Genomic DNA, 25385 nt, shown 5'->3' with positions numbered 1-25385 from the left:
CCGGGAATCACAAGGAGAACACCCGCAATGCTGATTAATAAGCAATCCCTGCAGGCGGCCTTCATCAGCCTGAAGACCATCTTCAACAACGCCTTCGACGCTGCGCCCACCACCTGGCAGAAGATTGCCATGGAAGTGCCGAGCAACAGCGGCCAGAACGATTACAGCTGGTTGAGCCTCTTCCCGAAAATGCGCCGCTGGGTGGGTGCCAAGGTCGTCAAAGCCCTGGAAGCCTACAAATACGTGGTCGCCAACGAAGACTTCGAAGCTACCGTGGAGGTCGACCGCAACCACATCGAGGACGACCAGCTGGGGATCTACAAGCCCCAGGCCCAGATGGCCGGCTACTCGTCGGCTCAGTTGCCGGACGAGCTGGTGTATGAGGCGGTCAACCTCGGCTTCACCAAGCAGACCTACGACGGTCAGTACCACTTCGACACCGACCACCCGGTGGGCAGCGGCGTAGTGAGCAACAAGAGCACCGTCGCGCTCTCCAACGCCAATCTGGCAGCAGCCAAAGCCAGCTACGGAGCGGCCCGCACTGCCATGAAGAAGTTCAAGGACGACGAAGGCCGCTCTCTCAATATCACGCCCAACGTCCTCCTGGTCGGACCTGCCCTGGAAGACATGGGTCGCATGCTGCTGACCGAGGCCAAGCTGGCAGACGGCACCCCGAACCCCTACAAGGGCACCGCCGAGCTGGTCGTGGACGGACGTATCGAGTCGGACACTGCCTGGTTCCTGCTGGATACCACTAAGCCGATCAAGCCCTTCATCTATCAGCCGCGTAAGAAGCCGGTGTTCGTCTCCCAGACCAACCCCGAGGCCGAGGACGTGTTCAACCTCAAGAAGTACAAGTTCGGCGCCGAGGCCCGAGCTGCTGCCGGTTACGGCTTCTGGCAGCTGTCCTTCGGTTCGACCGGTACTGGCGCCTAAGGAGGGCTGAGACATGGCAGTTCAGAAACCTCGCACCAAGCCGCAAACCAAGCCGGTAGCTAAGCCGGCGTCCAAACCGAATGGCGGCAAAGAGCCGACCATGCTGCCGGGCATCTATGTCCGCAGCCTCCCGGAGGTGTTCCGTCGCGCCGGCCACGTCTTCACCCGCGAGGGCCACGGTCTGCTGCTGGAGAACCTGACCGACGAGCAGCTCAAGGCAATCCGCGAGGAGCCGCTGCTGGCCGTCCAAGAAAGCGAGATTCCGGCCACCTCCGAGGACGATGCCCAGCTGCAGCAGCAGGCCGGGTCCGAGACCGGTGCCAATGAGCCCGCGAAAGTGGACGGCGCCACTACCACCGAAACCCCGCCCGGAGGTGCCGCCTGATGTACGCCAGCGCCGCCCAGCTGCTCGCGCGTTACAGCGCCGAGGAGATCGCCCAGCGCGCCGACGACAGCGTGCCCTCCCTGGTGGATGGCCTGCTGCTCGCCAAGGCAGTGCGCGGTGACGACCTTTCCGACTACTCCTCCGAGGAGCAGGCGGCAGCGGCGGCGGCGCAGGCCAACATCGAGCGGTCCCTGCTCGATGCGGACAGCACTATCAACGGCTACCTGGCTAGTCGCTACCAGACGCCTGTCGTGCAAGCGGCCGACGTCCTGGAGCGTATCGCCTGCCAACTGGCCCGCTACTTCCTCTATGACGACGCGGTAACCGACCAGGTGAAGAAGAACCACGACGACTCCATAGCCTTCTTGCGCGACGTGTCGCGGGGCAACGTGCAGCTCGGCCCAGGTGACAGCGGCGCCACTGCACAGTCTTCGGCCGGCGCCGAGATGGTCAGCGAGTCGCTGGTATTCAGCCGCGACAACTCGAAGGGGTTCATCTGATGGCCGTCAGTATCCGCATGGACTCCAACCTGGTGGCAGTGCAGCGAGTGTTTACCAGCATCCGCCGCCTGGGCGCCAACCCGCAGCCGCTGCTGCAGCAGATCGCCTTCTATGGCGAGAACAGCACCCGCGAACGCTTCAGCACCCAGACCGACCCGGATGGCCAGCGCTGGAAGCCAAGCCTGCGCGCCCTGCACAACGGCGGTAAGACGCTGACCAAGGATGGCCACCTGGGTGACTCGATCACCAGCCAGGCCGACAGCGAGGCCGCCGAGTGGGGCACCAACCGCATTTATGCGGCTGTCCACCAGTTCGGCGCCACCATCGCGACCAAGGCCGGCCAGTACCTGCGCTTCGCCATTCCCGGCTTCGGCTGGGTCTCCAAGCGCCAGGTGAAGATCGAGGCGCGTGCGTTCCTGGGGCTCTCGGCCGAGGACAGCAGCGAGATCCTCGACATGGCCGCCGACCACATCACTCAGCTGATCCGCCGCTCAGCGGCTGGGGGTGCCTGATGCTCGGCGACCTCGAAAACCAGCTGGCGCAACTGATCAAGGAGAGTCCGCTAGGCCGGAGGTTAAAGACCGTAGATAGCCTGCCGGACGTGCCAGACAAGGACGTCCTCAACCGCTGGGGCGTGGACGCCCCGGCAGCCTACGTCGTCGCCATGGACGGCACCTTGTCGGACCTGATGGCCACCCCGCGCTTTGTGGTGGTCATGGTCGCCCGCAACGCAAAAGGCCACTTGGAGGCCCGTCACGGTAGCAAGTCCACCATCGGCCTTTACGAGATGGTCGAGGCCGGCGTGGCGTACCTGCACGGCGGCATTACCGACGGCGGCAGCTGGCAGGTGACCAGCTACCAGTTCCAGCAGGACAACGCACTGCGCGACAAGGGGCTGTACGTGTCCCTGCTGGCCGTTCAGTGCAACTGCGACACCCCCGAGCCCGAGCAGCAGAACCTGGGCGACTTCCTGGAGTTCCACGCCGACTTCGACCTGGACCCGCTAACCCAAGATGAGCATCAGCGCTGGCTCAACCAGAACCACGACGCCCCGGCGCCTGACCTGCAATCCAGTATCAACCCTCAGGAGGAGCGATGACTCAACCCAAGCCCGAGTACCTGGTGCCCGCCGAGGGCCTCAAGGTGCGCCACCCACAAGGCGGCTATCTGCCGCCGGAAGGTGACTACGTAGTGCTCGACAGCTACTGGCGCCGCCAGCTGGCGGACGAGTCCGTCCAGAAAGGCCAGCCGCCGAAGCCGGCAAAACCGCCGAAGCCGGAAGGCAAGGAGTAACCCATGGCCGAGAACGTCAGCTTCAACGAAGTCCCGGACAACATCCGGGTGCCGGGCATCTACATCGAGATCGATCCGAGCAAGGCCAATGGCGGCGGCGCCGTCATGGAGCGCCGCCTGCTCCTGGTCGGCCAACGCCTGGCCACTGGCAAGGTCGCAGCCCTGAACACGATTCGCCTGGGTAGCCAGGCTGGCGACCAGGCCGCCGACGCCTTTGGCCATGGCTCCATGCTCCACACCATGGCCGCCGCTGCCCGTGAGGCAAACGAGTACGTCGACCTGTGGGCGATCGCTCTGGATGACGACGGCGACGGCCAAGCGGCGACCGGCAAGGTCACCCTCGGCGGCGCACCAACTGCCAGTGGCACCCTGTGCCTCTACATTGGTGGCAATCGTGTGCGTATCGGTGTGGCGGCTGCCGAGCCGGTTGCCACTCTGGCTAGCCGTCTGGCCGCGACCATCAACGCCACCTCCGGCCTACCGGTCACTGCTGCCGCAACGGCCGGCGAGGTGACGTTGACCTGCCGCTGGAAGGGCGAGACCGGCAACGACCTCGATCTGCGCCTCAATTATTACGACGGCGAGCAGACCCCAGCCGGCCTGACTGTGGCTATCACTGCCATGGCCAGCGGCACTGCAAATCCGGAAGTACAGCCGGTGCTCGATGCCATCGCTGGCAAGCAGTACTACAGCATCGTCTGTCCGTACCTGGACGGCGCCAACCTGGCCGCCCTGGAGGCGGAGATGGTGGACCGCTTCGGCCCGATGGATACCCTGACCGGCCATGTCTTCAACGCCAAGACCGGCAACCATGCCCAGCTGACCACATGGGGCAGCAGCCGCAACTCGCCACACTGCAGCACTCTCGGACTTCACGGTGTACCGACTGCGCCTTGGGTAGTGGCATCGGTCTGGGCGACCGTCGCCGAGTTCTCTGGTGCCAACGACCCGGCCCGCCCATTCCGCAGTCTGGTGCTGCCAGGCGTGCTGCCGCCCGCGGAGAAGCTCCGCTTCATGCGCTCCGAGCGCAACCTGTTGCTGTACGACGGCATCAGCACTTTCACCGTCGACCAGGGAGGCCAGGTGCTGATCGAGACGATCATCACCAACTATCAGACCAACAGCTTCGGCCTGCCCGACATCAGCCTGTTGCGCCTGGAGACTAAGTGGACCGTCGATTTCGTCCGCTTCCGTATGAACTCAGCGATTGCACGCGACTACCCGCGACACAAGCTGGGAGACAAGGCGGTGCCGGGTCAGGCCTACGCGACCGAAACCACGGTGCGCGCCACCCTGGTCGCCGAGGCCGTGAAGCTGCACGAAGAGGATGGGCTGATCGCGGACATCGCGGGCTTCAAGCGCGATCTGCTGGTCAAGCGCTCCAACCAGAACCCCAATCGCATGAACGCCGTGATGCCGCCGAACCTGGTCAACCAGTTCGACATCTTCGCTGCCGCCGTGCAGTACCGCCTGTAAGGAGGCCCTATGCAACATCACGGCCGCGCGACCATCAGCTACAACGGCCAGCGCCTGCAATCCAAGCCGGGCGCCACCCTCAACCTGGGCGGCACCGGCCGTACTCCCGACCCGTTGGATGACGGCACCGTTGGCTACACCGAGGCCACCGTGGCACCTGAGCTGAACTGTGTGGTTCCGCTCAAGCAGGGCCTGGCTGTCGAGGATCTTCGCAACCTGACCGGAGCGAATGTTGTGTTCCAGTCCGACACCGGCATGAGCTGGGTCGTCGCTGAAGCTTTCACCGTGGACACCCTCACCGTGGGCGCTGACGTAGCCCTCAAATTCAGCGGCAAGCCCGCTGTGCAGCTGTAAGGAGCCAACATGGAATTGCTGAAAACCCAAGGCACCCTGCCGAAAGGCATCGTCATCGCTGGAATCACCTACCGCCACTTCCACATGCGCGAGGCCGAGCTGGCCGACATGATCGAGGCCGAGGCCGACTCGGGCGGCGCAGGCAATGCCATCCACTACAACGCCCAGCTCGCCGTGCGCCAACTGATCAAGGTCGACGACGGCGAGGGTCGCGAGTATGGCGGTCCCTTCACCGTGGAGATGATCAAGAAGCGCGGCGACTTCCTGGCCCTTCGCGGCGCACAGATCAAGCTGGACGCGCTGGGAAACGCCGAGCCGAACGCTTCCGGCAGCACTACGACGCAATCCAGCTGATAGCCATTAAGCATGGATGGTCTCGAGAGACCATCCTCGCGCTGCCGCGCTACGAGTTCGATCACTACCTGGCCAACCTGATCAAGACGAAACCATGAATTCCAGCAACCTCGATCTGGCTCTACGCCTGAGCGCTGACCCGGCCCGCCTTATGAGTGGGCTGGCAAAGGGCGAAGGTGGCGTGCGCAAGTTTGGCCGAGCGGCCAAGCAGGAGCTGCAGCAGCTGGGCCACTTCATGGGCTCGGTCGAGGGCAAGCTGGCCCAGCTGGGAATCGGTGTTTCTGCGGTCGCTTTGGGCGTGCAGTCAGCCCGGCTCGACAAGGACCTCAAGCAGCTGCAGTTGACTGCAGGGGCCACGGCTGACCAAGCCAGCCGCCTGCGCCGCGAGCTGATGGGGGCGCAGATCGCCACTGGACAGGGCGCCGACGAACTGAAGGCCGGCGTGGATGCGCTGATTGCGGGCGGCTTGAGCATGGCCGAGGCAACCGCCACGGTTGACCCCATGGCCCAGACCCTGGCCGTGGCCAAGACCAACGCCGACGCCTTGGCCAAAGCCATGGGTGTGGCCAGCAAGCAGTTCGATATCGACCTGAGCCAGACCGAGCAGGCCCGCCTGCTCCTAGACAAGATGGTGGTAGCAGGCCGGGCTGGTAATGCCGAGCTGGAGAACCTACCGGACATCTTCGCCCGTGTTGGCGGTAGCGCCAGATCATCCAACCTCAGCCTTGAGCAAACCCTGGCCCTAGTGGAAACGCTCTCTCTGGTGGAGCCCAACGCCGAGCGCCTGGCCACTCTGACCGATAGCACCTTGCGCGTCTTCACCAACAGCAAGTACATGCGCGACGCGCAGAAGGCTACCGGCATCAAGTTCTTTGACTCCGAAGGCAGCCGCCGCGATGCGCTGGGCGTAATCCAGGAGATTCAGGGCAAGTACTCCAAGCTGGGCAGCGACCAAGACCGCTTCAAGTTCATCTCCAAGGCGTTCGGCAATACCGACCTGGACACGCAACGAGGCCTTAAGGCGCTCTTGGACGGTGATTCCCTCAACAAACTTGACGAAGTGTTCACCCAAGTCAGCGGCGCCAGCGGCACCATTGCCAGAGATTTGCCCGAGGCCATCGGCAACGCGGTCGACCAGACCGGCCGTCTGAAGGGCGCTCTCCGCGAGGCTGCCGATGGCTTCGCCCAGCCAATCAACGACACTCTGTCCGGCCTGATCAAGTGGAGCCTGGACAGCAAGCAGAATGGCGGCCTCGACCTGAGCGGCACCGAGATCATCGGCGGTAGCGCTGCGGCCGCACTTGGCCTGTTCGGGGCGGCCCGTTATGGCGGTAAGGCCATCAAAGGCCTGGCCGGCAAGCTGGGCGGCACTGCTGCAGGTGTTGCCACCGGCAAGGCCCTGGAAGAGGCGGCCGGCGTCACCCCCGTGTATGTCGTCAACATGCCCGACAGTCTTGGCGGCTTGAGCCCCGTGGATGCAATCGCCGGCAAAGGCAATGGCGGTAAGCTGCTAGCGGGTGCTAGCCGCTTTGGGCTGCCCGCGCTCGCCGTTGCCGGCGCAGGCGCTGCTGGCTATGGCGTGGGCACTGTCGCTAATGCCGGCATTGATGCAGGCCTCAGCAAGTTGCATGGCGAGGAAACCAGCCTCGGCAGCCTGCTGTACGCCATGCTCAACGGCGAACGTGACGAGCGCCTGGAAGCCACCAGCACGCTGGCCAAGGGCAGCGCTTGGGTCGCCAACCCGCTGGCCGCCGCCACGGCATCGCTCAGCCAGCAACTCACTGAGGCCATCATCGGCACCAAGGCTGCACCGGTTGAGGTAGGCGGAAAGGTCACCGTCGAAGTCGTGAGCCCGCTGCCGACCAAGGTCACGCAGCTGCATAGCGACAACGGCATCGAGCTGGCTGCAACTACCGGCCGCACCGGGGTAGGTCGCTGATGGCCTGGCGCGACGAATATCGGCCTGGCTCCTTCCGTGGCGTGCCGTTCAACCTGCGTACCAGCTCCCGCACGGGCGGGCGCCGCACCGTCCTGGACGAATACCCGCTGCGCGATAAGCCCAGCACCCAGGACATGGGCCGCTCCGCCCGTAAGTTCACCCTGCTGATGGTGGTGATCGGCGCCGACTACATGGCGCGCCGTGATCAACTGATCGAGGCGCTGGAGGCCAAAGGCCCCGGCACCCTCGTACACCCGTACTACGGCGAGATGCAGGTTGCAGTCCTAGACGGTTACAGCTGCGAGGAAAGCACCGCCGAGGGTGGCCGAGCCACCATCAGCCAGACCTTTGTTGAGTCCGGTGAGGAACCGCGTCCTGACAACAAGCCGCTGCAGGGCGCCCAGGCCAACGCGGCCGCTGACCTGGTCCAGGAAGAGGCTGTCAGCGAGTTCCAGGAAGTGTGGGCCGTGGCTGGTTACGCAAGCTTCGTCGCCGAAGAGGCGGTGGACGTATTGCAGGAAGCCACGGGCTACATCGGTAGCGCAGGCGGCATGCTCTCTGGCGCCTCGGGCTTCGGTTCGCTGGTAGGCCGCCTGACTGGCAGCTTCCAGCAGTTGCTCCTGTCGCCGGGCAACCTGGCCGGCAACATCATCGGCCTGATTCGTGGCATGACATCGACCTCCGATCCGTTCGCCGCCTTCCGTGCCCAGGCCTCGCTGTTCAACCTGGGCAGCAAAGCCAAGCCTGTTCGCAGCGGCGGCTACGTGACCAAGGCCCGCGCCCAGCAAGTCGCCAACCAGGCAGCCGTCTATCGCCTGATTGAGCGCGCCGCCGCCGCCGAGGCCGTGCGTCTCGCCACCGGCCGGCCGCTTGATGCCAACGCCCGGCCGCTACCCGGCATGACCTACGACAATCGCGACCAAGCCATCCAGGTGCGCGACCAGGTCGTCGCCGAGCTGGAGCGCCAGCAGTTAGTAGCCGCTGCTCAGCGCTACCGCGCGCTGGCCGGGCTTAGCTCCAGCCTGGTGGTCGAGCTGCAGCGCAGCGCGGCTGACCTAGCGCCGCTGGGTAGCTACACGCCCCAGTCCACCATGCCGGCACTGCTGATCGCCCACAAGCTCTACGGCGATGCGCGCGAAGCTCAGGACATCACCATCCGCAACCGGCTGACTCATCCCGGCTTCGTGGTTGGTGGTCAGCCGCTGGAGGTGCTGCGCAATGGCTGAAGTCATGCTGATCGTCGACGGCAAGGACTGGGGCGGCTGGAAAGGCTACCGCATCAACCTGGGCATGCAGCAGCTAGCCGGGCGCTTTGATCTGACCCTGACGGAGCGCTGGTCGGGCCAGTCCGTGCGCCGCGAGATCCCCGAAGGGGCGCCGTGCACACTGCACTATGACGGCGAGGTGCTGATTACTGGATACGTCGACCGCGTCGGCCCCACCTATAACAGCCATGACCATAGCCTGACTGTGAGCGGCCGCGACAAGACCGCCGACCTGGTCGACTGCTCGGCGCCTGCCACCCAATGGATCGGGCGCGGCCTGGCCGACGTGGCCCGCGAGCTTTGCGCGCCATTTGACATACGTGTCATCGACCTGGCCGGGGCGAATGCGCCTTTCCGCAGCCTCAAGCCCAACGATGGCGAGACCGTGTTCGAGATGCTCGACCAGGCCGCCCGCATCCGTGGCGTGCTGCTGATTACCGATGGCAGAGGCAACTTGATCATCACCCGCGCCGGCCAATCGCGTGCCCATGACGACCTGGTGCTCGGTGGCAACATCAGCACAGGCGCCCCAAATCGCGACCTGACCGATGTTTTCAGCCACTACACCCTCAAAGGCCAGGGCCAGGGTAGTGATGACTGGTATGGCGAGCAGGCCGCCGCTGTGCTGGCCAAGGCAGAGGACAAGCGCGTCAAGCGCTATCGCCCGCTAACCCTGATCGCCGACGGCCCGCTGGACCCGGCCGCCGCTCGCCAGCGCGTCACCTGGGAGCGCAACGTGCGCTGGGGGCGCTCGCAAGCCATCGACTACACCCTGATCGGTCACCGCCAGAGTAATGGCGAGCTGTGGCGGCATAACACGCTGACTACGGTGTTCGACGAGTACAGCTACCTGCACGGCGCTGAGCGGCTGATCACCGACATGAACTACATCCTGGACGAGCAAGGAGAGCGAGTGGCGCCCACCGTCATGCCGCGCGAGGCCTTCGAGGTGCTCGCCATTCCGGAGCAGGAGGCCACCGATGGCGGGTATTGATCGCCTCCTGAATCCATTGCGCCGAGGGTTGGCCCATATCGTCGCCCGCGCCGTGGTCACCCTGGTCAACGACGCAGCCAAGATGCAGACGCTGCAGATCGGCATCCTCAAGGACGAGGCCATGGATGACATCGAACACTGGCAGGGCTACGGCCTGACAGTTGTTCCACATCCGGGCGCCGAAGCGCTGGTACTTGCTGCCGGCGGTCACCGCGCGCACAGCGTAGTCATCTCTTGCGCCGACCGCCGCTACAGGCTGGTCGGCCTGGAGGGCGGCGAGGTAGCGCTCTACACCGACGAGGAGGACAAGATTCACCTCAAGCGCGGCCGCGTGATCGAGGTCGAGACCATGACCCTCATAGTCAAGGCGGGCACGGGGGTCCACTACGACACCCCGGAGATCACCACCACCGGCCGCATCGTCGCCCAGGGCGACGTGATCGGTTCCGGCGTCAGCCTGAAGACCCACCCGCACAACGACACCCAGCCAGCCGTCGGCCAGCAGAGCGGCCGCCCGATTGCGGAGGTGGGCTAATGGGCGACATCGCGCTCAAGTGGGACGGCACCGGCGCTGACCTGGTGCTTGAAGACGGCGATCTGGTCATAGAGCACGGCCTACAGACTTCTGTCATTGCCAGCCTGTTCTCTGACCGCCGTGCCCGTGCTGACGACATCCTGCCGGATGGCAGCAGCGACCTCCGTGGCTATTGGGCTGACGCTTGGGCTGAGGTGCCTGGCGACCAGCTGGGCTCCAGGCTCTGGCTACTCGCCCGCGAGAAAGAGCTACTCGAGCCCATGCGCCGCGCCCGCGATTACGCCCAGGAAGCGCTCGCCTGGTTGGTCGACGACGGCATAGCCGCCAGCGTCGACGTACAGCCCAGCGTTCCACGCCGTGGCGTCCTCGGCCTGGCTGTGGCCATCAGCCGCCGCGACGGCATCCGCGAAAGCTTTCAATTCGAGATCCTCTGGGAGGCAATGAATGGCCTTTGAAATTCCCAGTCTCGCGGAGACCCGCGAGCTGACGGCCACCGATATGCAAACTTGGTTGCCCGGTACGTCAGCCACGACCCGCCGCACCGCTGTGGGAGTGATCGCCTACGCCCAGGCCGGCGTCGAGCAGGGCCTGCACGCCCACGTCGAGTACCGCGCCCGCAACTTCCTGCCGGACGAACAGGCGGATGCCGAGGGTGTCGAGCGCTGGGCACGTGGCTACGGCCTTTGGTATCTGGACCCGGCCTATGCCAGAGGCCCGGCAATCGCCACGGGCAGTCTTGGCGCCCCGCTCGATGCCGGCACCCGGATGCAGTCCAAGGCGGGCGTCATCTTCATCCTGCAGGAACACCTGGTGCTCGGTGCCGAAGGCGGCGAAGCCCTGGTCCAGGCTGAAGAGCCAGGCGCAGCTGGCAACCTGCCGGCCGGGGCGGTGCTGACCTTGCTCAGCCCAGTGCCGGGCGTACAAGCCAACCTGGTAGTCGGTGCCGCCGGGATTGCAGGCGGCGCTGATACCGAGCAGCTCCAGGGGCTGCTGGCCCGCGTCCAGGACCGGATGCGCAACCCGCCTAAGGCCGGCCACCTGGATGACTATGTTACCTGGGCCAAGGCAGCTCACCCGTCCGTTACCCGCGCCTGGTCTACCGAGCACGAGCAAGGCGTAGGCAGCGTGACCGTACGGATCGTCTGCGATAACGAAGTGACACCGATCCCGACGGCGCCAGTGCTGGAGGCGGCTGCGGCCTACATCGACAACCGTCGCCCCGCTGGCCGTCGCTCCGTTTACGTGCTGCCCCCTGTGGCTGAGCCGATTACCTATGACATTCGGCTCAGCCCCGACAGCGCTGCCATTCGTGCCGCCGTTGAAGCCGAGCTGCGTGATCTACACCGCCGTGAGGCTGTGCCGGGCGGCACGCTGCTACTCACCCACATCCGCGAGGCCATAAGCACCGCACCTGGTGAGCATGATCACCAGCTGCTGGCGCCAGTGGCAAATGTCGTCACCACCACCGGCAAGCTGGCTGTCTTCGGGGGTATCACGTGGGCATGACCGCAGAGGCGTATGGCCGTCAGCTCAGCCAACTGCTACCGCCAGGGCCGGCCTGGACACAGGAGCCCGAGAGCAACCTGCAGCGCACCCTGCGCGGCATCGGCGCTAGCTTCGCCCGTGTCCATCGCCGCAGTGATGACCTGTGGCGCGAGACCGACCCGCGCCAAGCCTACGAGATGCTGGAGCGCTGGGAGACAGCCTTCGGCCTGCCTGATGCCTGCAGCGTCGAGGGTAGCCAGACCGTCCTGGAGCGCCTGCAGGCTCTAAACGCCAAAGTCTTCGCCGTGGGGGGCCAAAGCCGCGAGTACTACATCGCGCTGGCCGCCATTCTCGGCTACCCCAACGCCACCATCACCGAGTACTGGTCCCGCCGCCACGGCCGCGCCCGCATGGGCGAGCCCTACGCCCTGGAGGATTGGGAGCAAGCCTGGCAGATGAACTTGCCAGAGCAGAAGGTAACCCCACGCCGCCATGGCCTAAGCGCCTATGGCGAGGCCTATCGCGCCTGGGGTGACACCTATCTGGAATGCGTAATCAGCCACCAGCGCCAGGGTGGCTCCATTGTTTTCTTCAGCTACGGAGGTAACTGACATTATGGATTGGCCACATTCGGTCCCCGGCGTTTCCCTGCAGGGCGGCAAGTTCACAGACGGCAACCCGCTTCTTGGCATCAAGGCCTCGCTCGATCCGGCGGCCTGGGCAAACCAGGTCACCCAAGAGCTGGTGAACGTGATCACGGCTGCTGGCTTTGCGCCCAGCGAAGAACAAAGCGACCAGCTGTTGCGCGCCATCCGGCGTCTGCGCGGCGGTGCTGCCGCCAACTTTGGCCAATGGGCCTGGAGTGGTTCCTTAGCAGGCAACCCTGGTGCCGGTAGCGTTGCGCTGAATAACGCTACCCCCAGCGCCGCGACCACGCTATTCATCGCTGAGACCAGCGCGGAGGAGGAGAGCTTCGTCCAAAGCCTGTCGTTGCTGCGCAGCGGCGACACCGTCACCTTTCAGGAGCGGTTCGAGCCAACCCTTTCGCACCGCTTCCGAGTGACCGGGCCGAGCGTGGATCACGGCAGTTACCGCTCGGTCCCGGTCGAACACTTGAGCGGTAGCGGTGGCCTGCCAGCCGAGGACACCATTCTCACCGTTTTGCTGACTCAGGCCGGAGCGTCCGCTTCGAGCGTGCCGTTGTTCTCGGTGCAGTGGTGGCCGAGCCGCACCGCAATTCCTGCTGGTTATGCACCGGCTGATGGCCAGGCGCTGCCTCGCGCCACCTGGCCCGATGCGTGGGCGGGTATTCAAGCGGGGAGCGTTCCTACTGTGGCCGAAGCCACCTGGACAGGTACGCCTGCCGAACGTGGCAAGTACACCGTCGGTGATGGCGCTACGACCTTCCGCCTGCCGGACTACAACGGCAAGGCCGCCGGGTCGCTTGGCGCTGTGTTCCAGCGAGGCGACGGCGCGCTATCTGCCGGCGTTTCTGGTGCCATCCAGCTCGACGAGTTCAAGGCGCACAACCACTCGGTAAACGCTGCGTCCGGCGCGGTTACTACCAAGATCGCCTTTACCAATCAGGTTGGCGGTGGCGGTGATGCTGGAGGGCTTTACGCAACCTACGATAAGGGCGGCGCGGAAACCCGCCCGCTCAACGTGACCGGCTGCTGGATCATCAAGCTGCACGGTGCTGTTACCAACCCCGGCAGTGCGGATGCTGCACAGCTGGCCACCGACTACGCCGCCCTGGTTGCTCGGGTAGCTGCGCTGGAGGCCCGCCCGCGCGGCTTGGGTGACGTCCAGTCTTGGCAGCACATGAACGCGAGCCGTGTCTCGGGCACCACCTACACCAACACCACTGGCCGTCCGATCCTCGTGCATGTCTCGATCCAGTCCGGGAATATTTCAGCGGTTTGCCAAGGGGTCACTCTCAACACTAGTGCCTTCCACGCCGCATTCGTTGTGCCTAACGGGGCTACCTATTCCGTAACTCTTTCGTCTGCGGTCAACTTGAATTGGGCGGAGCTGCGCTAATGAAATTTTATCGTGACCCTGATAGCGGAACCGTCTTCGCTTACGAGGCCGACGGCTCCCAAGATGAGTTTATTCCCGGCCACCTGGTGGTTATGTCCGAGGCCGAGATCCAGGCGCACCTCAACCCGGTCAAGCTGCCAACCAGCGCTGACGTAGACGCCGAGCGGGACCGTCGGATCGATGCCGGTGTTGAGTTTCAGGGTGTCCAATACCAGTCCAGAGGCACGGACCGCGAAAACATCGCAGGGGCGGCGCAGCTGGGCTTTATGGCCATCGTGGGTGGAGCTCAACCGGGTGACCTTCGTTGGTCCAACCCTGACCAGGACTTCGCCTGGATCGCCAGCGATAACAGTATGGTGCTTATGGACGCCCCAACCGTGGTGGCGTTCGGCAAGGTAGCGGCCGTGCGTAAGCAGGCGCTGATCTATGCAGGGCGCCAACTCAAGGACATGGAGTCGATCCCGTCCGACTTCACTGACGACAAGTGGTGGCAGTGATGGATCGCTTCCCTTTACCGCTGAAAGCGCAGCTACCTATCCAAGGCGAGCGCGCCGAGCTGCTTTCAGGCTTCCTATTCGAAGACCCGGACTACGGCCTGGTGCAAGTTCCTGCCGGCTTCAACACGGACTTCGCCAGCGTCAAGCCTCTGCGAACCATCGCCTGGCTGCTGCTGGCTCTGGGCCTGCTGGTGGGGTGGTTCTGGTCGGAGGCTGGAGCGGCCATCGGCTCACTGGGCTACGGAGCTTTAACGCTCTATGCAAGCGTGGTCGGCTATGGCAATGCGGCCGCCACGATCCACGACCGCCTGTACGCCACCGCCGAGCTGAGTCGGAAGGTTGCCGACGCAGTGTTCTTCAATGCCTTGCGTGCTAGCGGCCTGGCCCGCTGGCGAGCCTGGCTCATGTGGGCCGGCGTCCGCCTCGGCGGCCACTGGCGCTACAACCGTAAGTAAAAAGAGGGCGGCGATGGTGAGTGCGGGAACACTCAACACCGCCACCAGCCCGCAGACTGTACCTGCAAGCCAGCCAAGGCCCTCCCGCTCGCGCGAGCGCCGGGGAGCCTAACCGAAAGAAGGCAATTTTGCAGGATGTTTGACATACGTTGTGGCGGCTGTGACCGCCTGTTGGGCCGCGCAAGCGGTTGCTACACCCTACAGATCAAGTGCCCGCGCTGCCGGACACTACACCACCAGACAGCCACGAGCTGCCCGAACCCTGAGCGCCACAGAGCGCCTCGCTTCGAGGCTGCTCATGGCAACAAAGAAAGACCATCACCCGGCCCAGCCGGGCAACTACAGCGCACCGTCCACTGACCTGGTCGGCTACTTCAACGGGGAACAGGCGCTGGCGGGCTTCGGCTGCCGCGCCTTTTATGTGGCGCTCATACCCCGCGCCGAGGCGAATCGCATCATTTTGGCCAACCACTACTCCCGCCGCATCGTCGCCAACTCGTACGTCCACCTGGGCTGCTGGGTGGACGGCGTGATGCGTGGGGTTCTCCAGTTCGGCTATGCCCTGAATCCCGTGGCCGGTGCACAGAAGATCGTCGCCGGCACAGAGGTGGATCAGTACCTGGAACTTAACCGCATGTGGTTCGACGACATAGCCCCGCGCAATAGCGAGAGCCGCGCTCTGTCGTATGCCTTCAAGTTCATCAAACGGGCCTGCCCGCGTGTTGCTTGGGTGCAGTCCTTCGCAGACGAGCGCTGCGGGGGCTGGGGCGTGGTCTACCAGGCGGCGAACTTCCTCTACCTGGGGCATCACAAGACGAGCTTCTACGAGCTGGACGGCGAGACCTACCACGAGATGCTGCTGACGACAGGGCGGAAGGGTGGCGGCCGTGGCCAATATCTGCGGGACAACCTGGACCGGGCCACGCGCCGCAGCCTGCTGCAGTTCCGCTACATCTACCTGATCAAGCAGGGTTGGCTTTCGCGCTTTAAGAAGACGCCGCTACCGTTCCCGAAGCCCGGCCATCCGCTACCTGATCGCCGCAGGCTGCGGCAGAGCCGACCGGGAGTAACTACCGTCTAAGCCTGTCGTGACGCCATGCTATCTCCGCCGGGATCAACAACCCCTCGGCGGAGATAGATCAATGTCCGAACCGACTACAGCCAGCGAAGCCATCCAGCAAGCGGAGGCCATGTTGGCCGAGCTTCAGTCCATGAACCCCTTGGTATCCATTCGGGATAGCGTTGCGAAAGCCAACTGCCGAATGGACATCATGGCCCTTACGGGAGCGGTACTGAATGGCCACCTTCCGCCCCAGTCTCAGGCGGAGCGGGACAGGGCCGCTCAGCTCTACTCCCTCGCGTCAGAGATTCGTTAGGTCAGGCATGGCCTAGAGGGGCTAGCGGCTGGATCAGCTGTGAGCCCTGGTTGCGAGAGTTGCCGACCGCCAGGCCCACCTTGTACCACTCGAATTCGTCGGCCGGCTCGCCCTGGTGCAGCACCATTTGCTCGGCGCGCTCCTTAGGTGTTGCATGGTCGAGCCACTCCCAGGCCAATTCCGGCGCCAGAGTTATGGGGCGCCGGTCATGGACATCGAGCATGCCGCCCAGTGCATCGGCTGTGATGCAAGCTGTTCCAGGGTTGGGGGGTGCATCGCCGTCCAGCCCTGGGAAATTGCCGATGGTTGCACAGAGCGTCGGCCTGCCATCACGGCGGCGAATGAAATAGGGCTGCTTCTTCGGCCCGCCCTCATCAACCCACTCGTACCAACCGTCGATAGGGATAATCGCTCGGTGCGGCCAAGCGTTGCGCCAGAAGGCGAGCGTAGCAACGCTTTCCACCCTGGCGTTCTGGTTCGGCTGGCGTGTTGCCCAGTGCGGTTTCCAGCCCCACGGCAGCAGATCGGCCAGCAGGGTGCCTTCCGCGAGATGCAAGGTCGCTACCTGTCCCGTAGGAGCGATGTTGTAATGCTGTAGAGCCTCCAGCGGTAGACGGAACTGTTCGCGCTGCGGCAAGCCGCTGAGCGCATCGACGAATTCACGGATGCCGCTGTACTGAGCAATCCTTCCACACATCGCTGATCCCCCCGACGTGATCTACCTGGTCCACGACGCCACTGCCTAGGCAGGTAGTGCAGTCTTCCTGCGCATCGAACGCACCTTTACAGCTCGGACATCTATCGACCCGACTGTTATCCAGCCTTTGCTCAAGTTTAGTGGCCAGCCTCTGGTCACCGTTTTCTCTAGCGACTTGGTACATGGCTGCTGCCACGCTGTATGCGTCGGCGTCGGTGAGAGCTGGCAGGAACCTCCCTTCACGCAGCCGGCCCTGTTGCACAAGGTGATATTGGCGGCCGCTTTGGTGAAGGTAGAGCCGCCCGATGATCTCCGCGTCATCATTCTTGAGGCCCAACTGCCGCACCCATAAACGCCCATCAGCTTCGAACCATATCTGGCCGATGTTCAGGCCGTAGCAGTTGGGGTTCGGCTTGTGTGGGTGGTAGTTGCCATGCTTGATGTAGCCGAGGCGCTCGCCTCCATCCAGCGGCACAACATCGAGGACGCGCCCCGCGTCCCACCAGGTGACCGCGCGCAGCTCAAGGGCCCAATCCCGCGCTGCTATGAGGAGATCATTCATCTCCAGGAAGTCGGCCTCATCGACCATTCCGCGCTGGGACATTGCTACCAGCTGAGCGCGCAGGCTCTGGTACTCCGCCTCGGGGTTGCGGCCCCAGACCCGGTGATTATTCAGAGACTTCCACCATGCCTGAAGGCCTGAGGGTGGTGCGGATAGCTTGTTCATCGTCTGCCGTAAAGTACTGTATGGGCGAACAGTAAAGGCAGATGCTGGGTGCCGCGATTCTGGCCGACGAGAGGTCGCAGATTGGTAGAGGGCACTGAGATGCCAAAGGGCATGCAAATTTGCGCGGGTGTGATGTCAATTCTGGCGCGAATTTCGGCGTGCTGGATATGCCAAACATCCCACAATGAGATGCCAAATCCGCCGCGCGCTTACACGTGTCTAATCGCTATTTTGGCGGGCCAGCTTTCATCGATGACACGACTGCTGCTCTCGGCTCAGTTGGCATTGGCCGACTGGTTCACGGCGTCATCCACAAACAAGGAGATTCAAGTGGTTACCTGCTACCTCAGATACATCCTCGACCCGCAGAAACTCAAAGAATTCGAGCACTACGGAAAGCTGTGGATACCGCTGGTGGAGAAATTCGGCGGCCAGCACCATGGCTATTTTCTGCCATCGGAAGGGGCCAACAACGTCGGCCTCGCCATGTTCACCTTCCCCAGCCTTGCCGAGTACGAGCAGTATCGGATCAAGTCGGCTGCAGATCCGGAGTGCATTGCCGCGTTCAAATATGCGGCTGATACCCAATGCATCATCAGCTACGAGCGCTCCTTCTTCCGGCCGGTTTTCACCGCCTGAGGTCTAGCAAAGCGCCACCCACGAAAAACTATCAGGCAACACGAACGCCCCTTCAGAAGGGTGAGCGGAATCGTTGCGCAGAGGGGTGAGCCGCATGGATGCGGCGAAAGGCTTAAAGGGCCATGGATGGCCCTTGTAAGCCGACCCTCGGAGCAATGATGGAGGGAACGAACCCGGAGCGAAGCGCAGGGCCGGATGGCGGGGCAAGCGTTTTTGGTTACTTTTTCCGCGACTGGAAAAAGTGACCCGCCCAGCAGGGCGGAACCAATGCTTCCATCAACACGAAAAACGGCCACGCCTCAATCTGTCCCATACTTCAAGCCAATGATGTCAAAAGCCGAGCTGAACCATGAATCGCCGTAAGAAAATCAACCAACTGCTGAAGGCCCACGCCAAAAAGGCCAGCGCCAAGCTCGCCCCCAAAAGCAAGAACAAGTACATCAGCAAAGCCGATCGCCTGAAGCTCGCTGCCGAAGCCGCTCCGGAGTCTGCGACTCCCGAGAGCTAAGCCCGCCAAGAAAAGCAGCGGATCAGCCAGCGGTGGACAACGCTTCGCGGCTGTCCCCCTACCCTGCAGCCTCGGCCCCCGAAGCGATGGCAAGCGCACAGAAGCGCTCCATCTCCCCCGCCCAAGCCGTCATTCGTTCCGGCTCCAACTGCACCAACATCGCATAGCGCCGCCCACCCCAGACGGCCAGATGCAGCGCCTCCAGCGTCGCCACCGACGGTTGCACCGGCAGATCGGCCGAGGCCTGCAGCACCCGTTGCCAGGCGCCGAGCAGGTCCTCATAGGCGCGCCGCTGGTGCTTGCGCTCCGCCACCTGGGACTCCAGCTCCAGCATGTCCGGGTGGAACCAGGGCAGCTCGCCATCCAGGCCGGCCAGCAGCTGCACCAGGCGGCCGAGACGCTCGCGCCAGCTCAGCCCCGCGGGCTGCACCGCCTGCGCCTCGATGCGCTCCAGCAGCGCCTCGATGCAGTGCCGCACATAGCCCGAGTGCAGCGCGTGCTTGCTGGGGAAATAGTCGTACAGCGTACCCACCGCCACGCCCGCCTCCAGGGCGATGGCGCGGGTGGTCAGGCGCTGCCAGCCGTCGCGCTGCCAAATCCGAACATAGGTGTCGAAAATCGCCTGCACGGTGACCTTGGCCCGCGCCTGGGTCGGGCGCTTGAGCGGCTTGGCGCGCTGTTGCTGGGCGGGTGGTTTGCTGGTCATGGAATCCGAACCCGGGGCTGAGGGGCAAAGGCTACAGTCATTTCCCCGTCGACTCACGAGCCAAGGTGCCCAGATGACCCTAATCAGCCAGCTGCAGAACAACAAGGCCGACCTGCAACAGACCCGCATCCACAGCCGCGAGCTGCCGGCGCTCAGGGAGGGCGAGGCCCTGCTGCGCATCAGCCGCCTGGCGCTGACCACCAACAACATCACCTACGCGGCCTTCGGCGAGACCCCGCACCTGCGCTACTGGGACTTCTACCCGACCGGCGACAGCGAGTGGTTCCACATGCCGGCCTGGGGCTTTGCCGAGGTGGTCGAGTCCACCGTCGAGGGGCTGGCCAAGGGCGAGCGCTTCTACGGCTTCTGGCCGATCGCCAGCCATGTGGTCATGCAGCCGGTGCGGGTCAGCGAGCGTGGCTTCTACGACGGCGCCGCCCACCGCCTGGAGCTGACCTCGGCGTACAACCAGTACCAGCGCACCAGCACCGACGCCGCCTACCGCGCCGCCGACGAGCACTACCAGATGCTGCTGCGTCCGCTGTTCATCACCTCGTTCATGCTGGCGGACTTCCTCGAGGACAACGACTTCTTCGGCGCGCGCCAGGTGGTGATCTCCAGCGCATCGAGCAAGACCGCCTACGGCACCGCCTTCTGCCTTCAGGACAACCCGCGCGTGGCGCTGGTCGGCCTGACCTCGGCGAGCAACACCGGGTTCGTCGAACAGCTGGGCTGCTACCAGAGCGCGCTGGACTACAGCCAGCTGGAAAGCCTGGACCCGAGCCGGCCGACCCTGTACGTGGACTTCTCCGGCAACCGCGAGCTGCGTGCACGCATCCACCGGCACTTCGCCGGCACCCTGGTGCACGACTGCTATGCCGGCTCGGCGCAGAGCCACGAGCATATCGGCGGCGCCGACCTGCAGTTGCCCGGCCCGCAGCCGCAGCCCTACTTCGCGCCCTACCAGATCAAGAAACGCAACGCCGACTGGGGTGCGGCCGAGGTCACCCGCAAGTTCAACGAGGCGCAGCTGGCCTTTATCCGCCGCGTGGGCGACGCGCAGAAGCCATGGATGCGGGTGGACCAGCATGTCGGCCTGCCCGCTGCGCAACAGCTGGCCGAGGCGTTGATCGCCGGCGATATCGACCCGCTGGCAGGCAATGCGGTGGTGCTGGACTGAGCAGCAGTCCACGCACGCGGCGCTGCTTAGCTCGGCTTCGGGAAGGGGCTCGAAGTCGAGCGAGGCTGGAGCGGCGATTGGTGTACTGCCTTCGGCGAGTACACCCTACCTGTCCGAGTGCACCCTACCTGTCCGAGGTCACCCTACCTATCCGTGGTCACCCTACCTATCCGAGCGCCCGACATATTCGAGGTCGCCCTGCCTATCCACGGCCATTGCGGTGCTGTTGGTTGGCTATGGGCAGGGCCTGGCTAAGCGCGAAATGAACCGCTGCCCGCGGCGGCGCGGGCTAGCGTTTCCCTTGCGCCATGCAGGACGCACAGAGGAGCCAGGCCAATGGGAATCGTCGAGTCGCTGTTCGAGGTGGGATCGGTACTGTTCAAGCTGCGCGACACGCTTTCCAGCGCGCGCCAGGGCCGCAAGCAACAGGTGGCGGCATTTATCGGCGGCATCGCCCAGACCATCGAGGCCACCAGCGCTGCGCTGAAGCAGGGCAGCTACCCGCATGGCACCTGCCAGGAACTGCTCAGCCATGCCGACCATATGGTCCAGGCCATCGGTGACCTGATCGGCGAGGCCAAAGCCACGGAGCTGGCCGACCAGCTCAAGGAGGTCTGGCAGATCGAGCAGCTGTACGGCCAGTTGCAATCGGAACCGCCCGAGCGGCGCGACAAGAGCCTGGGCATGCTGGACCAGGCGGCCGGACTGTTCCGCGCCACCGCGGCCTTCGTGCTGGTCAGCCCCTAGTCGCCTCTGGTCGGGCTCTGCGGCGCTCGCCTCACTGCTGCTGTTGCGTCTGCATCAACGCCGCCACATTCACCCGCGCATGCATCTGCTCGCCACCACCCCCCCGGCGCATCCCGCGCACCGGGCAGGCATCCAGATAATCCAGCCCCACCGCCAGTTTCAGATGCCGCTCCGGCCGCGCCAGCTCGTTGGTCACATCGAAGCTGTACCAGGCGTCGCCCAGCCAGGCCTCGGCCCAGGCATGGCTGGCCAGATGTCCGCTGTCCTCGGTGTACAGGTAGCCCGACACATAGCGCGCCGGAACCCCCAGGCTGCGGGTACAGGCCAGGAAGGCATGGGTATGGTCCTGGCAGACTCCGGCGCGGCCGGCGAAAGCCTCGGCCGCCGTGCTGTCCACCTGGGTGGCGCCCGGCGTGTAGGGCATCTGCGCATGCAGGCCGTGCATCAGGTCGACCAGGCCGTCGCGGTCGTTGCGCCCGGCGCTGCTGGCCCGGGCGAACTCGCGCAGGGCGTCGTCGGCCTGGGTCAGGCGCGTACTGCGCAGATACGGCAGGGCCGAGCGGCTGTCGCGCTCGGACTCGCAGTTTTCGTCGATCTCCACCTGGCCACGGGCGCCGATCACCAGCGCCTCGTGCGGCTCGTCCAGGGTCAGCACATGCAGGATATTGCCGTAGGGATCGCGCTGGGCGCGCACCGGGCGCGGCAGGTCGAGCTGCCAGCTGATCACCCGCTGGCGCGCGCTCTCCTGCGGGGTCAGGCGCAAGTACTGGATGCTCGCGCGCACCTGGTCGTCGTAGTTGTAGGTGGTGTCGTGGCGGATCGAGAGTCTCATACGACCTCCAGATAGGACGTGTGGATGGAGCTGCCCAACTGACGGACGAGCAGGATGAAATCGGTGAGCCAGGTGTGCAGGCCCTCGTCGAGGACCTCGTCGATGCTGGTGTAGCGCAGGCGCGCGTCCAGCTCGGCGGCCATGCGCTGGGCCGAGCGGCCGTTGTCGCCGGGCAGGCCGGCGAGCATCAGGTTGAGCTCCTCCATGCAGGCGCGCAGCGAACGCGGCACCTCGGGGCGCAACAGCAGCAGTTCGGCGATCTTGTGGGTGCTCGGCGAGCCGCGGTAGATCTCGGTGAAGGCCTCGAAGGACGACAGCGCACGCAGCAGCGCGCTCCACTCGTAGTAGCCGCGGGCCGAGGTGTCGCTGACCTCGTCGGCGGCCTCGCCGAGCATCTCGTAGCGCGCATCGAGCAGGCGCAGGGTGTTGTCGGCGCGCTCGATAAAGGTACCCAGGCGGATGAAGCGGTAGGCCTCGCCACGCATGATGGTGCCGAAGGTGGCGCCGCGGAACAGGTGCGAGCGCTCCTTGACCCACTCGCAGAAGCGGCTGATGCCGTAGCGCCCCAGGCCCTCGGCGGCGATGCCGCGTATCTCCAGCCAGGTGGCGTTGATGTTCTCCCACATGTCGGCGGTGATCCGCCCGCGTACGGCGTGGGCGTTGGCCCGTGCGCCCTGCAGGCAGCAATAGATGCTCGCCGGGTTCTCCGCGTCGAGGGCGAAGAAGTGCAGCATGCGCTCGGCGTGCATCTGCCCGTGGCGGCTCAGGTAGTCGTCCAGGGTACCGGTGATCAGCAGCGGCAGGGCCAGTTCGTCGAGGCCGTCGCCACGGCCGTCCTGCGGCATCAGCGACAGCGAATAGCTGACGTCGAGCATGCGCGCGAGGTTCTCGGCACGCTCCAGGTAGCGCGACATCCAGTACAGGTCGGAGGCAGTTCTACTCAGCATGCTCAGTCCTCCACCACCCAGGTGTCCTTGGTGCCGCCACCCTGGGACGAGTTGACCACCAGCGAGCCCTCGCGCAGCGCCACGCGGGTCAGGCCACCGGGCACCAGGCGGGTCTCGCGGCCGGACAGCACGAACGGGCGCAGGTCGATATGGCGCGGGGCGATGCCGCTCTCGACGAAGGTCGGGCAGGTCGACAGGCTCAGGGTGGGCTGGGCGATATAGGCTTCCGGCCGCGCTTTCAGGCGCTCGCGGAAGGCCTCGATCTCGGCGCGGGTGGCGGCCGGGCCGACCAGCATGCCGTAGCCGCCGGAGCCCTGGGTTTCCTTGACCACCAGCTCGGGCAGGTTGGCCAGCACGTGGGACAACTCGTCGGGCTTGCGGCACTGCCAGGTGGGCACGTTCTTGAGGATCGGCTCCTCGTCTAGGTAGAAGCGGATCATCTCGCCGACGTAGGGGTAGATCGACTTGTCGTCCGCCACCCCGGTGCCGACCGCGTTGGCCAGCACCAGGTTGCCGCTGCGGTAGGCGGCCAGCAGGCCGGGCACGCCGAGCATGGAGTCCGGATTGAAGGCCAGCGGGTCGAGGAAGGCGTCGTCCAGGCGGCGGTAGATCACGTCCACCGGTTGCGGACCGGAGGTGGTGCGCATGAATACCCTGTCGTCACGCACGAACAGGTCGGCGCCCTCCACCAGCTCCACGCCCATCTCGCGGGCCAGGAAGGCGTGCTCGAAGTAGGCGCTGTTGAAGCGGCCCGGGGTGAGTACCACCACGCTGGGACTGTCGATCGGGCTGGAGCTCTTCAGCGTATCCAGCAGCAGGCTCGGGTAGTGGTCGATGGGCGCCACGCGCTGCATGGAGAACAGCTCGGGGAACAGGCGCATCATCATCTTGCGGTCTTCGAGCATGTAGCTGACGCCGCTCGGCGTACGCAGATTGTCTTCCAGCACGTAGTAGGTGCCGTCGCCGTCGCGCACCAGGTCGACCCCGGCGATGTGGGCGTAGATGTCGCGGTGCAGGTCGAGGCCCTGCATCGCCAGCTGGTAGCCCTCGTTGGCCAGTACCTGCTCGGCCGGGATGATGCCGGTCTTGAGGATGCGCTGCTCGTGGTAGATATCGGCGAGGAACATGTTCAGCGCCTTGACCCGCTGGATGCAGCCGGACTCGACGATGCGCCACTCGCTGGCGGGGATGCTGCGGGGAACGGTGTCGAAGGGGATCAGGCGCTCGGTGCCCTGCTCGTCCCCGTAGAGGGTGAAGGTGATACCGGCGCGGTGGAACAGCAGGTCGGCCTCGCGGCGGCGCTGAGCCAGGAGCTCCTCGGGGGTATCCGCCAACCAGCGGGCAAACTCCCGATAGTGCGGGCGGACTGCGCCGCTCGCGTCGTACATCTCATTGTAGAAAGTGCGGGCCATGCCGTACTCCTTGTCACCCGGACAGGAGAGTCATCGCAAGGGCCGTGCCACAGAAATTTATCCAACGATTTCAATCAGTTGAATATTGAAGCGAAGCGCACCGCACCAGCATGGGGCGCTTTGTACGCCCCCTGGCGGGCCACGCCCCACGGCATGGCAGCATTTCTATGAGCGGTATAGGCAGACTCGATTTCCGTGGCGGCAGGCGCGCGGGCAGACTGCGCAGCGTCGGGCGCAAGCCCGGCTCGCTCGGCTCACAAGGCCAGGCGAGCTTGCCCATTGCTCTTCAGTCGGCCTCCCCTAGCCGACTGGCTCCCTGGCCGCCCACGAGGCGGCCTTTTTTATGCCGCCTCAGACCGCCTGGGCCACCGGCTCGCCGAAGGCCAGGCGCAGCCAGTGCTGATAGAAGCCCTCGGCCACCTTGTTCAGCGACGCGATGCGCGCCGGCAGGTCGGCGAGCATCTGCCGCTTGCCCTGCTGGCTGGCCTGGGTCTCGTCGAGCAGGTGCGCCCAGTCCTGCAACCACCAGCGCACCAGACCCTCGGTGACTTCCGGATGCCCCTGCAGGGCCAGCACCTTGTCGCCCCAGGCGAAGGCCTGGTTCGGACACCAGGGACTGGACAGCAACCACTCGGCACCGGACGGCAGTTCGAAGGTATCGCTGTGCCACTGGTAGACGGGGAATTCCTTGGGCAGGTGCGCCAGCCAGGGGCTGCCACTGTCACGCCGCACCAGCGGCTGCCAGCCCACCTCGGTGTAGGGCATGCGGTGCACGGCGGCGCCCAACGCCTTGGCGATCAGCTGGCCGCCCAGGCAGTGACCGATGATGGGGATGTCGCGGCGAATGAAGTGCTGCAGCGCGGCGATTTCCGCCCCGATCCAGGGCAGGTCGTCGTTGACGCTCATTGGCCCGCCCATCACCGCCACCGCGCGGGGGCGATCCAGGTCGTACCCGTCGAGCTCGTCGAGGTCGGTGCGCAGCACCGTGAAGTCGAGGCCCTGCTCGTCCAGAACGGTGGCGAGGTGGCCCGGAGCACAATAATCGACGTGGGTCAGAATCAGGATGTCGGTCATGACTACTCTCCGTTGTCCGCTTGGCAAGGCAA

General features: G+C 64.8%; 32 protein-coding genes. 25 read left to right on the top strand and 7 right to left on the bottom strand.

Translation table 11 applies throughout. The features are described 5' to 3' along the window. The first annotated feature begins 27 nt into the window (after nt 1–27). The 21 genes from FFS62_RS05970 to FFS62_RS05870 all read left to right on the top strand — a co-directional run bounded on the left by FFS62_RS05970 (nt 28) and on the right by FFS62_RS05870 (nt 15589). Nucleotides 28–936 carry a Mu-like prophage major head subunit gpT family protein gene (locus FFS62_RS05970; RefSeq protein WP_137971871.1) on the top strand — a complete coding sequence of 303 codons (909 nt, stop codon included), beginning with the start codon at nt 28–30 and terminating at the stop codon, nt 934–936. Nucleotides 937–949: 13 nt separating this feature from the next. Continuing rightward, nucleotides 950–1321, top strand: a complete 372-nt coding sequence (locus FFS62_RS05965) for a hypothetical protein (RefSeq protein ID WP_137971870.1) — start codon at nt 950–952, stop codon at nt 1319–1321. After that, entirely contained in the window at nt 1321–1821 is a 501-nt protein-coding gene (locus FFS62_RS05960; RefSeq protein ID WP_137971869.1) for a gp436 family protein, read from the top strand. The genes FFS62_RS05965 and FFS62_RS05960 overlap by 1 nt, the downstream gene beginning before the upstream one ends. Continuing rightward, complete coding sequence (locus FFS62_RS05955; RefSeq protein ID WP_137971868.1) at nt 1821–2333, top strand: phage virion morphogenesis protein; 513 nt, start codon at nt 1821–1823, stop codon at nt 2331–2333. Before FFS62_RS05960 ends, FFS62_RS05955 begins: the two co-directional genes overlap by 1 nt. Beyond that, entirely contained in the window at nt 2333–2920 is a 588-nt protein-coding gene (locus FFS62_RS05950; protein ID WP_137971867.1) for a phage protein Gp37, read from the top strand. The genes FFS62_RS05955 and FFS62_RS05950 overlap by 1 nt, the downstream gene beginning before the upstream one ends. Beyond that, the gene (locus FFS62_RS05945) at nt 2917–3114 is read left to right on the top strand and encodes a DUF2635 domain-containing protein (protein WP_137971866.1); all 198 of its coding nucleotides are present in this window, start codon (nt 2917–2919) and stop codon (nt 3112–3114) included. Before FFS62_RS05950 ends, FFS62_RS05945 begins: the two co-directional genes overlap by 4 nt. 3 nt (nt 3115–3117) lie before the next feature. Beyond that, entirely contained in the window at nt 3118–4590 is a 1473-nt protein-coding gene (locus tag FFS62_RS05940; protein ID WP_137971865.1) for a phage tail sheath subtilisin-like domain-containing protein, read from the top strand. Nucleotides 4591–4599: 9 nt separating this feature from the next. After that, nucleotides 4600–4944 carry a phage tail tube protein gene (locus FFS62_RS05935; protein ID WP_137971864.1) on the top strand — a complete coding sequence of 115 codons (345 nt, stop codon included), beginning with the start codon at nt 4600–4602 and terminating at the stop codon, nt 4942–4944. 9 nt (nt 4945–4953) lie between these two features. Next, nucleotides 4954–5298 (top strand): hypothetical protein, encoded by a 345-nt coding sequence (locus tag FFS62_RS05930; protein ID WP_137971863.1) that lies wholly within the window; start codon nt 4954–4956, stop codon nt 5296–5298. Between the two features lie 94 nt (nt 5299–5392). Next, the gene (locus FFS62_RS05925) at nt 5393–7237 is read left to right on the top strand and encodes a phage tail tape measure protein (RefSeq protein ID WP_171016272.1); all 1845 of its coding nucleotides are present in this window, start codon (nt 5393–5395) and stop codon (nt 7235–7237) included. After that, entirely contained in the window at nt 7237–8463 is a 1227-nt protein-coding gene (locus tag FFS62_RS05920; protein ID WP_137971861.1) for a DNA circularization protein, read from the top strand. Before FFS62_RS05925 ends, FFS62_RS05920 begins: the two co-directional genes overlap by 1 nt. Continuing rightward, complete coding sequence (locus FFS62_RS05915) at nt 8456–9496, top strand: phage baseplate assembly protein (RefSeq protein ID WP_137971860.1); 1041 nt, start codon at nt 8456–8458, stop codon at nt 9494–9496. The genes FFS62_RS05920 and FFS62_RS05915 overlap by 8 nt, the downstream gene beginning before the upstream one ends. Continuing rightward, nucleotides 9483–10031, top strand: coding sequence for a phage baseplate assembly protein V (locus tag FFS62_RS05910; protein ID WP_137971859.1), 549 nt, complete (start codon nt 9483–9485; stop codon nt 10029–10031). The genes FFS62_RS05915 and FFS62_RS05910 overlap by 14 nt, the downstream gene beginning before the upstream one ends. Beyond that, on the top strand, nt 10031–10486 hold the full coding sequence (locus FFS62_RS05905; protein WP_137971858.1) for a phage GP46 family protein: 456 nt from the start codon (nt 10031–10033) through the stop codon (nt 10484–10486). Before FFS62_RS05910 ends, FFS62_RS05905 begins: the two co-directional genes overlap by 1 nt. Continuing rightward, the gene (locus tag FFS62_RS05900) at nt 10476–11537 is read left to right on the top strand and encodes a baseplate J/gp47 family protein (RefSeq protein WP_137971857.1); all 1062 of its coding nucleotides are present in this window, start codon (nt 10476–10478) and stop codon (nt 11535–11537) included. Before FFS62_RS05905 ends, FFS62_RS05900 begins: the two co-directional genes overlap by 11 nt. Next, nucleotides 11534–12127: a YmfQ family protein gene (locus FFS62_RS05895; protein ID WP_137971856.1), complete on the top strand. Its 594-nt coding sequence runs from the start codon at nt 11534–11536 to the stop codon at nt 12125–12127. Before FFS62_RS05900 ends, FFS62_RS05895 begins: the two co-directional genes overlap by 4 nt. A gap of 4 nt (nt 12128–12131) precedes the next feature. Continuing rightward, the gene (locus FFS62_RS05890; RefSeq protein WP_137971855.1) at nt 12132–13556 is read left to right on the top strand and encodes a phage tail protein; all 1425 of its coding nucleotides are present in this window, start codon (nt 12132–12134) and stop codon (nt 13554–13556) included. Continuing rightward, nucleotides 13556–14053: a DUF4376 domain-containing protein gene (locus tag FFS62_RS05885; protein ID WP_137971854.1), complete on the top strand. Its 498-nt coding sequence runs from the start codon at nt 13556–13558 to the stop codon at nt 14051–14053. The genes FFS62_RS05890 and FFS62_RS05885 overlap by 1 nt, the downstream gene beginning before the upstream one ends. Then, nucleotides 14053–14508 carry a DUF1353 domain-containing protein gene (locus tag FFS62_RS05880; RefSeq protein WP_137971853.1) on the top strand — a complete coding sequence of 152 codons (456 nt, stop codon included), beginning with the start codon at nt 14053–14055 and terminating at the stop codon, nt 14506–14508. Before FFS62_RS05885 ends, FFS62_RS05880 begins: the two co-directional genes overlap by 1 nt. A gap of 135 nt (nt 14509–14643) precedes the next feature. Then, on the top strand, nt 14644–14868 hold the full coding sequence (locus tag FFS62_RS05875; protein ID WP_137971852.1) for a Com family DNA-binding transcriptional regulator: 225 nt from the start codon (nt 14644–14646) through the stop codon (nt 14866–14868). Beyond that, entirely contained in the window at nt 14807–15589 is a 783-nt protein-coding gene (locus FFS62_RS05870) for a hypothetical protein (RefSeq protein WP_178084348.1), read from the top strand. Before FFS62_RS05875 ends, FFS62_RS05870 begins: the two co-directional genes overlap by 62 nt. 296 nt (nt 15590–15885) lie before the next feature. Here the strand turns inward: FFS62_RS05870 and FFS62_RS05865 are convergent, their stop codons facing one another. Continuing rightward, nucleotides 15886–16581 (bottom strand): SOS response-associated peptidase, encoded by a 696-nt coding sequence (locus FFS62_RS05865; protein ID WP_137971851.1) that lies wholly within the window; start codon nt 16579–16581, stop codon nt 15886–15888. Beyond that, nucleotides 16544–17308, bottom strand: a complete 765-nt coding sequence (locus FFS62_RS05860) for a hypothetical protein (RefSeq protein ID WP_137971850.1) — start codon at nt 17306–17308, stop codon at nt 16544–16546. Before FFS62_RS05860 ends, FFS62_RS05865 begins: the two co-directional genes overlap by 38 nt. Nucleotides 17309–17638: 330 nt before the next feature. Here FFS62_RS05860 and FFS62_RS05855 point away from each other — a divergent pair, with 330 nt between their 5' ends. After that, nucleotides 17639–17947 carry an NIPSNAP family protein gene (locus FFS62_RS05855; protein ID WP_043311201.1) on the top strand — a complete coding sequence of 103 codons (309 nt, stop codon included), beginning with the start codon at nt 17639–17641 and terminating at the stop codon, nt 17945–17947. A gap of 349 nt (nt 17948–18296) precedes the next feature. Beyond that, nucleotides 18297–18455, top strand: a complete 159-nt coding sequence (locus FFS62_RS05845) for a DUF2986 domain-containing protein (protein WP_137971849.1) — start codon at nt 18297–18299, stop codon at nt 18453–18455. Nucleotides 18456–18513: 58 nt separating this feature from the next. On the opposite strand, the gene FFS62_RS05840 is transcribed toward FFS62_RS05845, so the two are convergent. Next, complete coding sequence (locus FFS62_RS05840; protein WP_137971848.1) at nt 18514–19161, bottom strand: TetR/AcrR family transcriptional regulator; 648 nt, start codon at nt 19159–19161, stop codon at nt 18514–18516. Nucleotides 19162–19234: 73 nt separating this feature from the next. On the opposite strand from FFS62_RS05840, the gene FFS62_RS05835 reads away from it, so the two are divergent. Together FFS62_RS05835 and FFS62_RS05830 are read left to right on the top strand one after the other, a co-directional pair. Next, the gene (locus FFS62_RS05835; protein ID WP_137971847.1) at nt 19235–20341 is read left to right on the top strand and encodes a DUF2855 family protein; all 1107 of its coding nucleotides are present in this window, start codon (nt 19235–19237) and stop codon (nt 20339–20341) included. Nucleotides 20342–20677: 336 nt separating this feature from the next. Then, nucleotides 20678–21088: a hypothetical protein gene (locus FFS62_RS05830; protein WP_137971846.1), complete on the top strand. Its 411-nt coding sequence runs from the start codon at nt 20678–20680 to the stop codon at nt 21086–21088. 31 nt (nt 21089–21119) lie between these two features. Here FFS62_RS05830 and FFS62_RS05825 read toward each other — a convergent pair whose 3' ends face one another. The 4 genes from FFS62_RS05825 to FFS62_RS05810 form a co-directional block, all read right to left on the bottom strand. Continuing rightward, nucleotides 21120–21920 (bottom strand): transglutaminase family protein, encoded by an 801-nt coding sequence (locus FFS62_RS05825; protein ID WP_137971845.1) that lies wholly within the window; start codon nt 21918–21920, stop codon nt 21120–21122. After that, the gene (locus tag FFS62_RS05820; protein WP_137971844.1) at nt 21917–22867 is read right to left on the bottom strand and encodes an alpha-E domain-containing protein; all 951 of its coding nucleotides are present in this window, start codon (nt 22865–22867) and stop codon (nt 21917–21919) included. Before FFS62_RS05820 ends, FFS62_RS05825 begins: the two co-directional genes overlap by 4 nt. Before the next feature lie 2 nt (nt 22868–22869). Next, entirely contained in the window at nt 22870–24279 is a 1410-nt protein-coding gene (locus tag FFS62_RS05815) for a circularly permuted type 2 ATP-grasp protein (RefSeq protein ID WP_137971843.1), read from the bottom strand. Nucleotides 24280–24630: 351 nt separating this feature from the next. After that, entirely contained in the window at nt 24631–25353 is a 723-nt protein-coding gene (locus tag FFS62_RS05810; protein WP_137971842.1) for a type 1 glutamine amidotransferase, read from the bottom strand. Nucleotides 25354–25385 lie beyond the last annotated feature (32 nt).

Source organism: Pseudomonas sp. F(2018) (assembly GCF_005508865.1).
In the GTDB taxonomy this organism is placed as follows: domain Bacteria; phylum Pseudomonadota; class Gammaproteobacteria; order Pseudomonadales; family Pseudomonadaceae; genus Aquipseudomonas.
The sequence above is the reverse complement of the archived record's forward strand: the minus strand, read 5'-3'. Positions and strand labels throughout refer to the sequence as shown.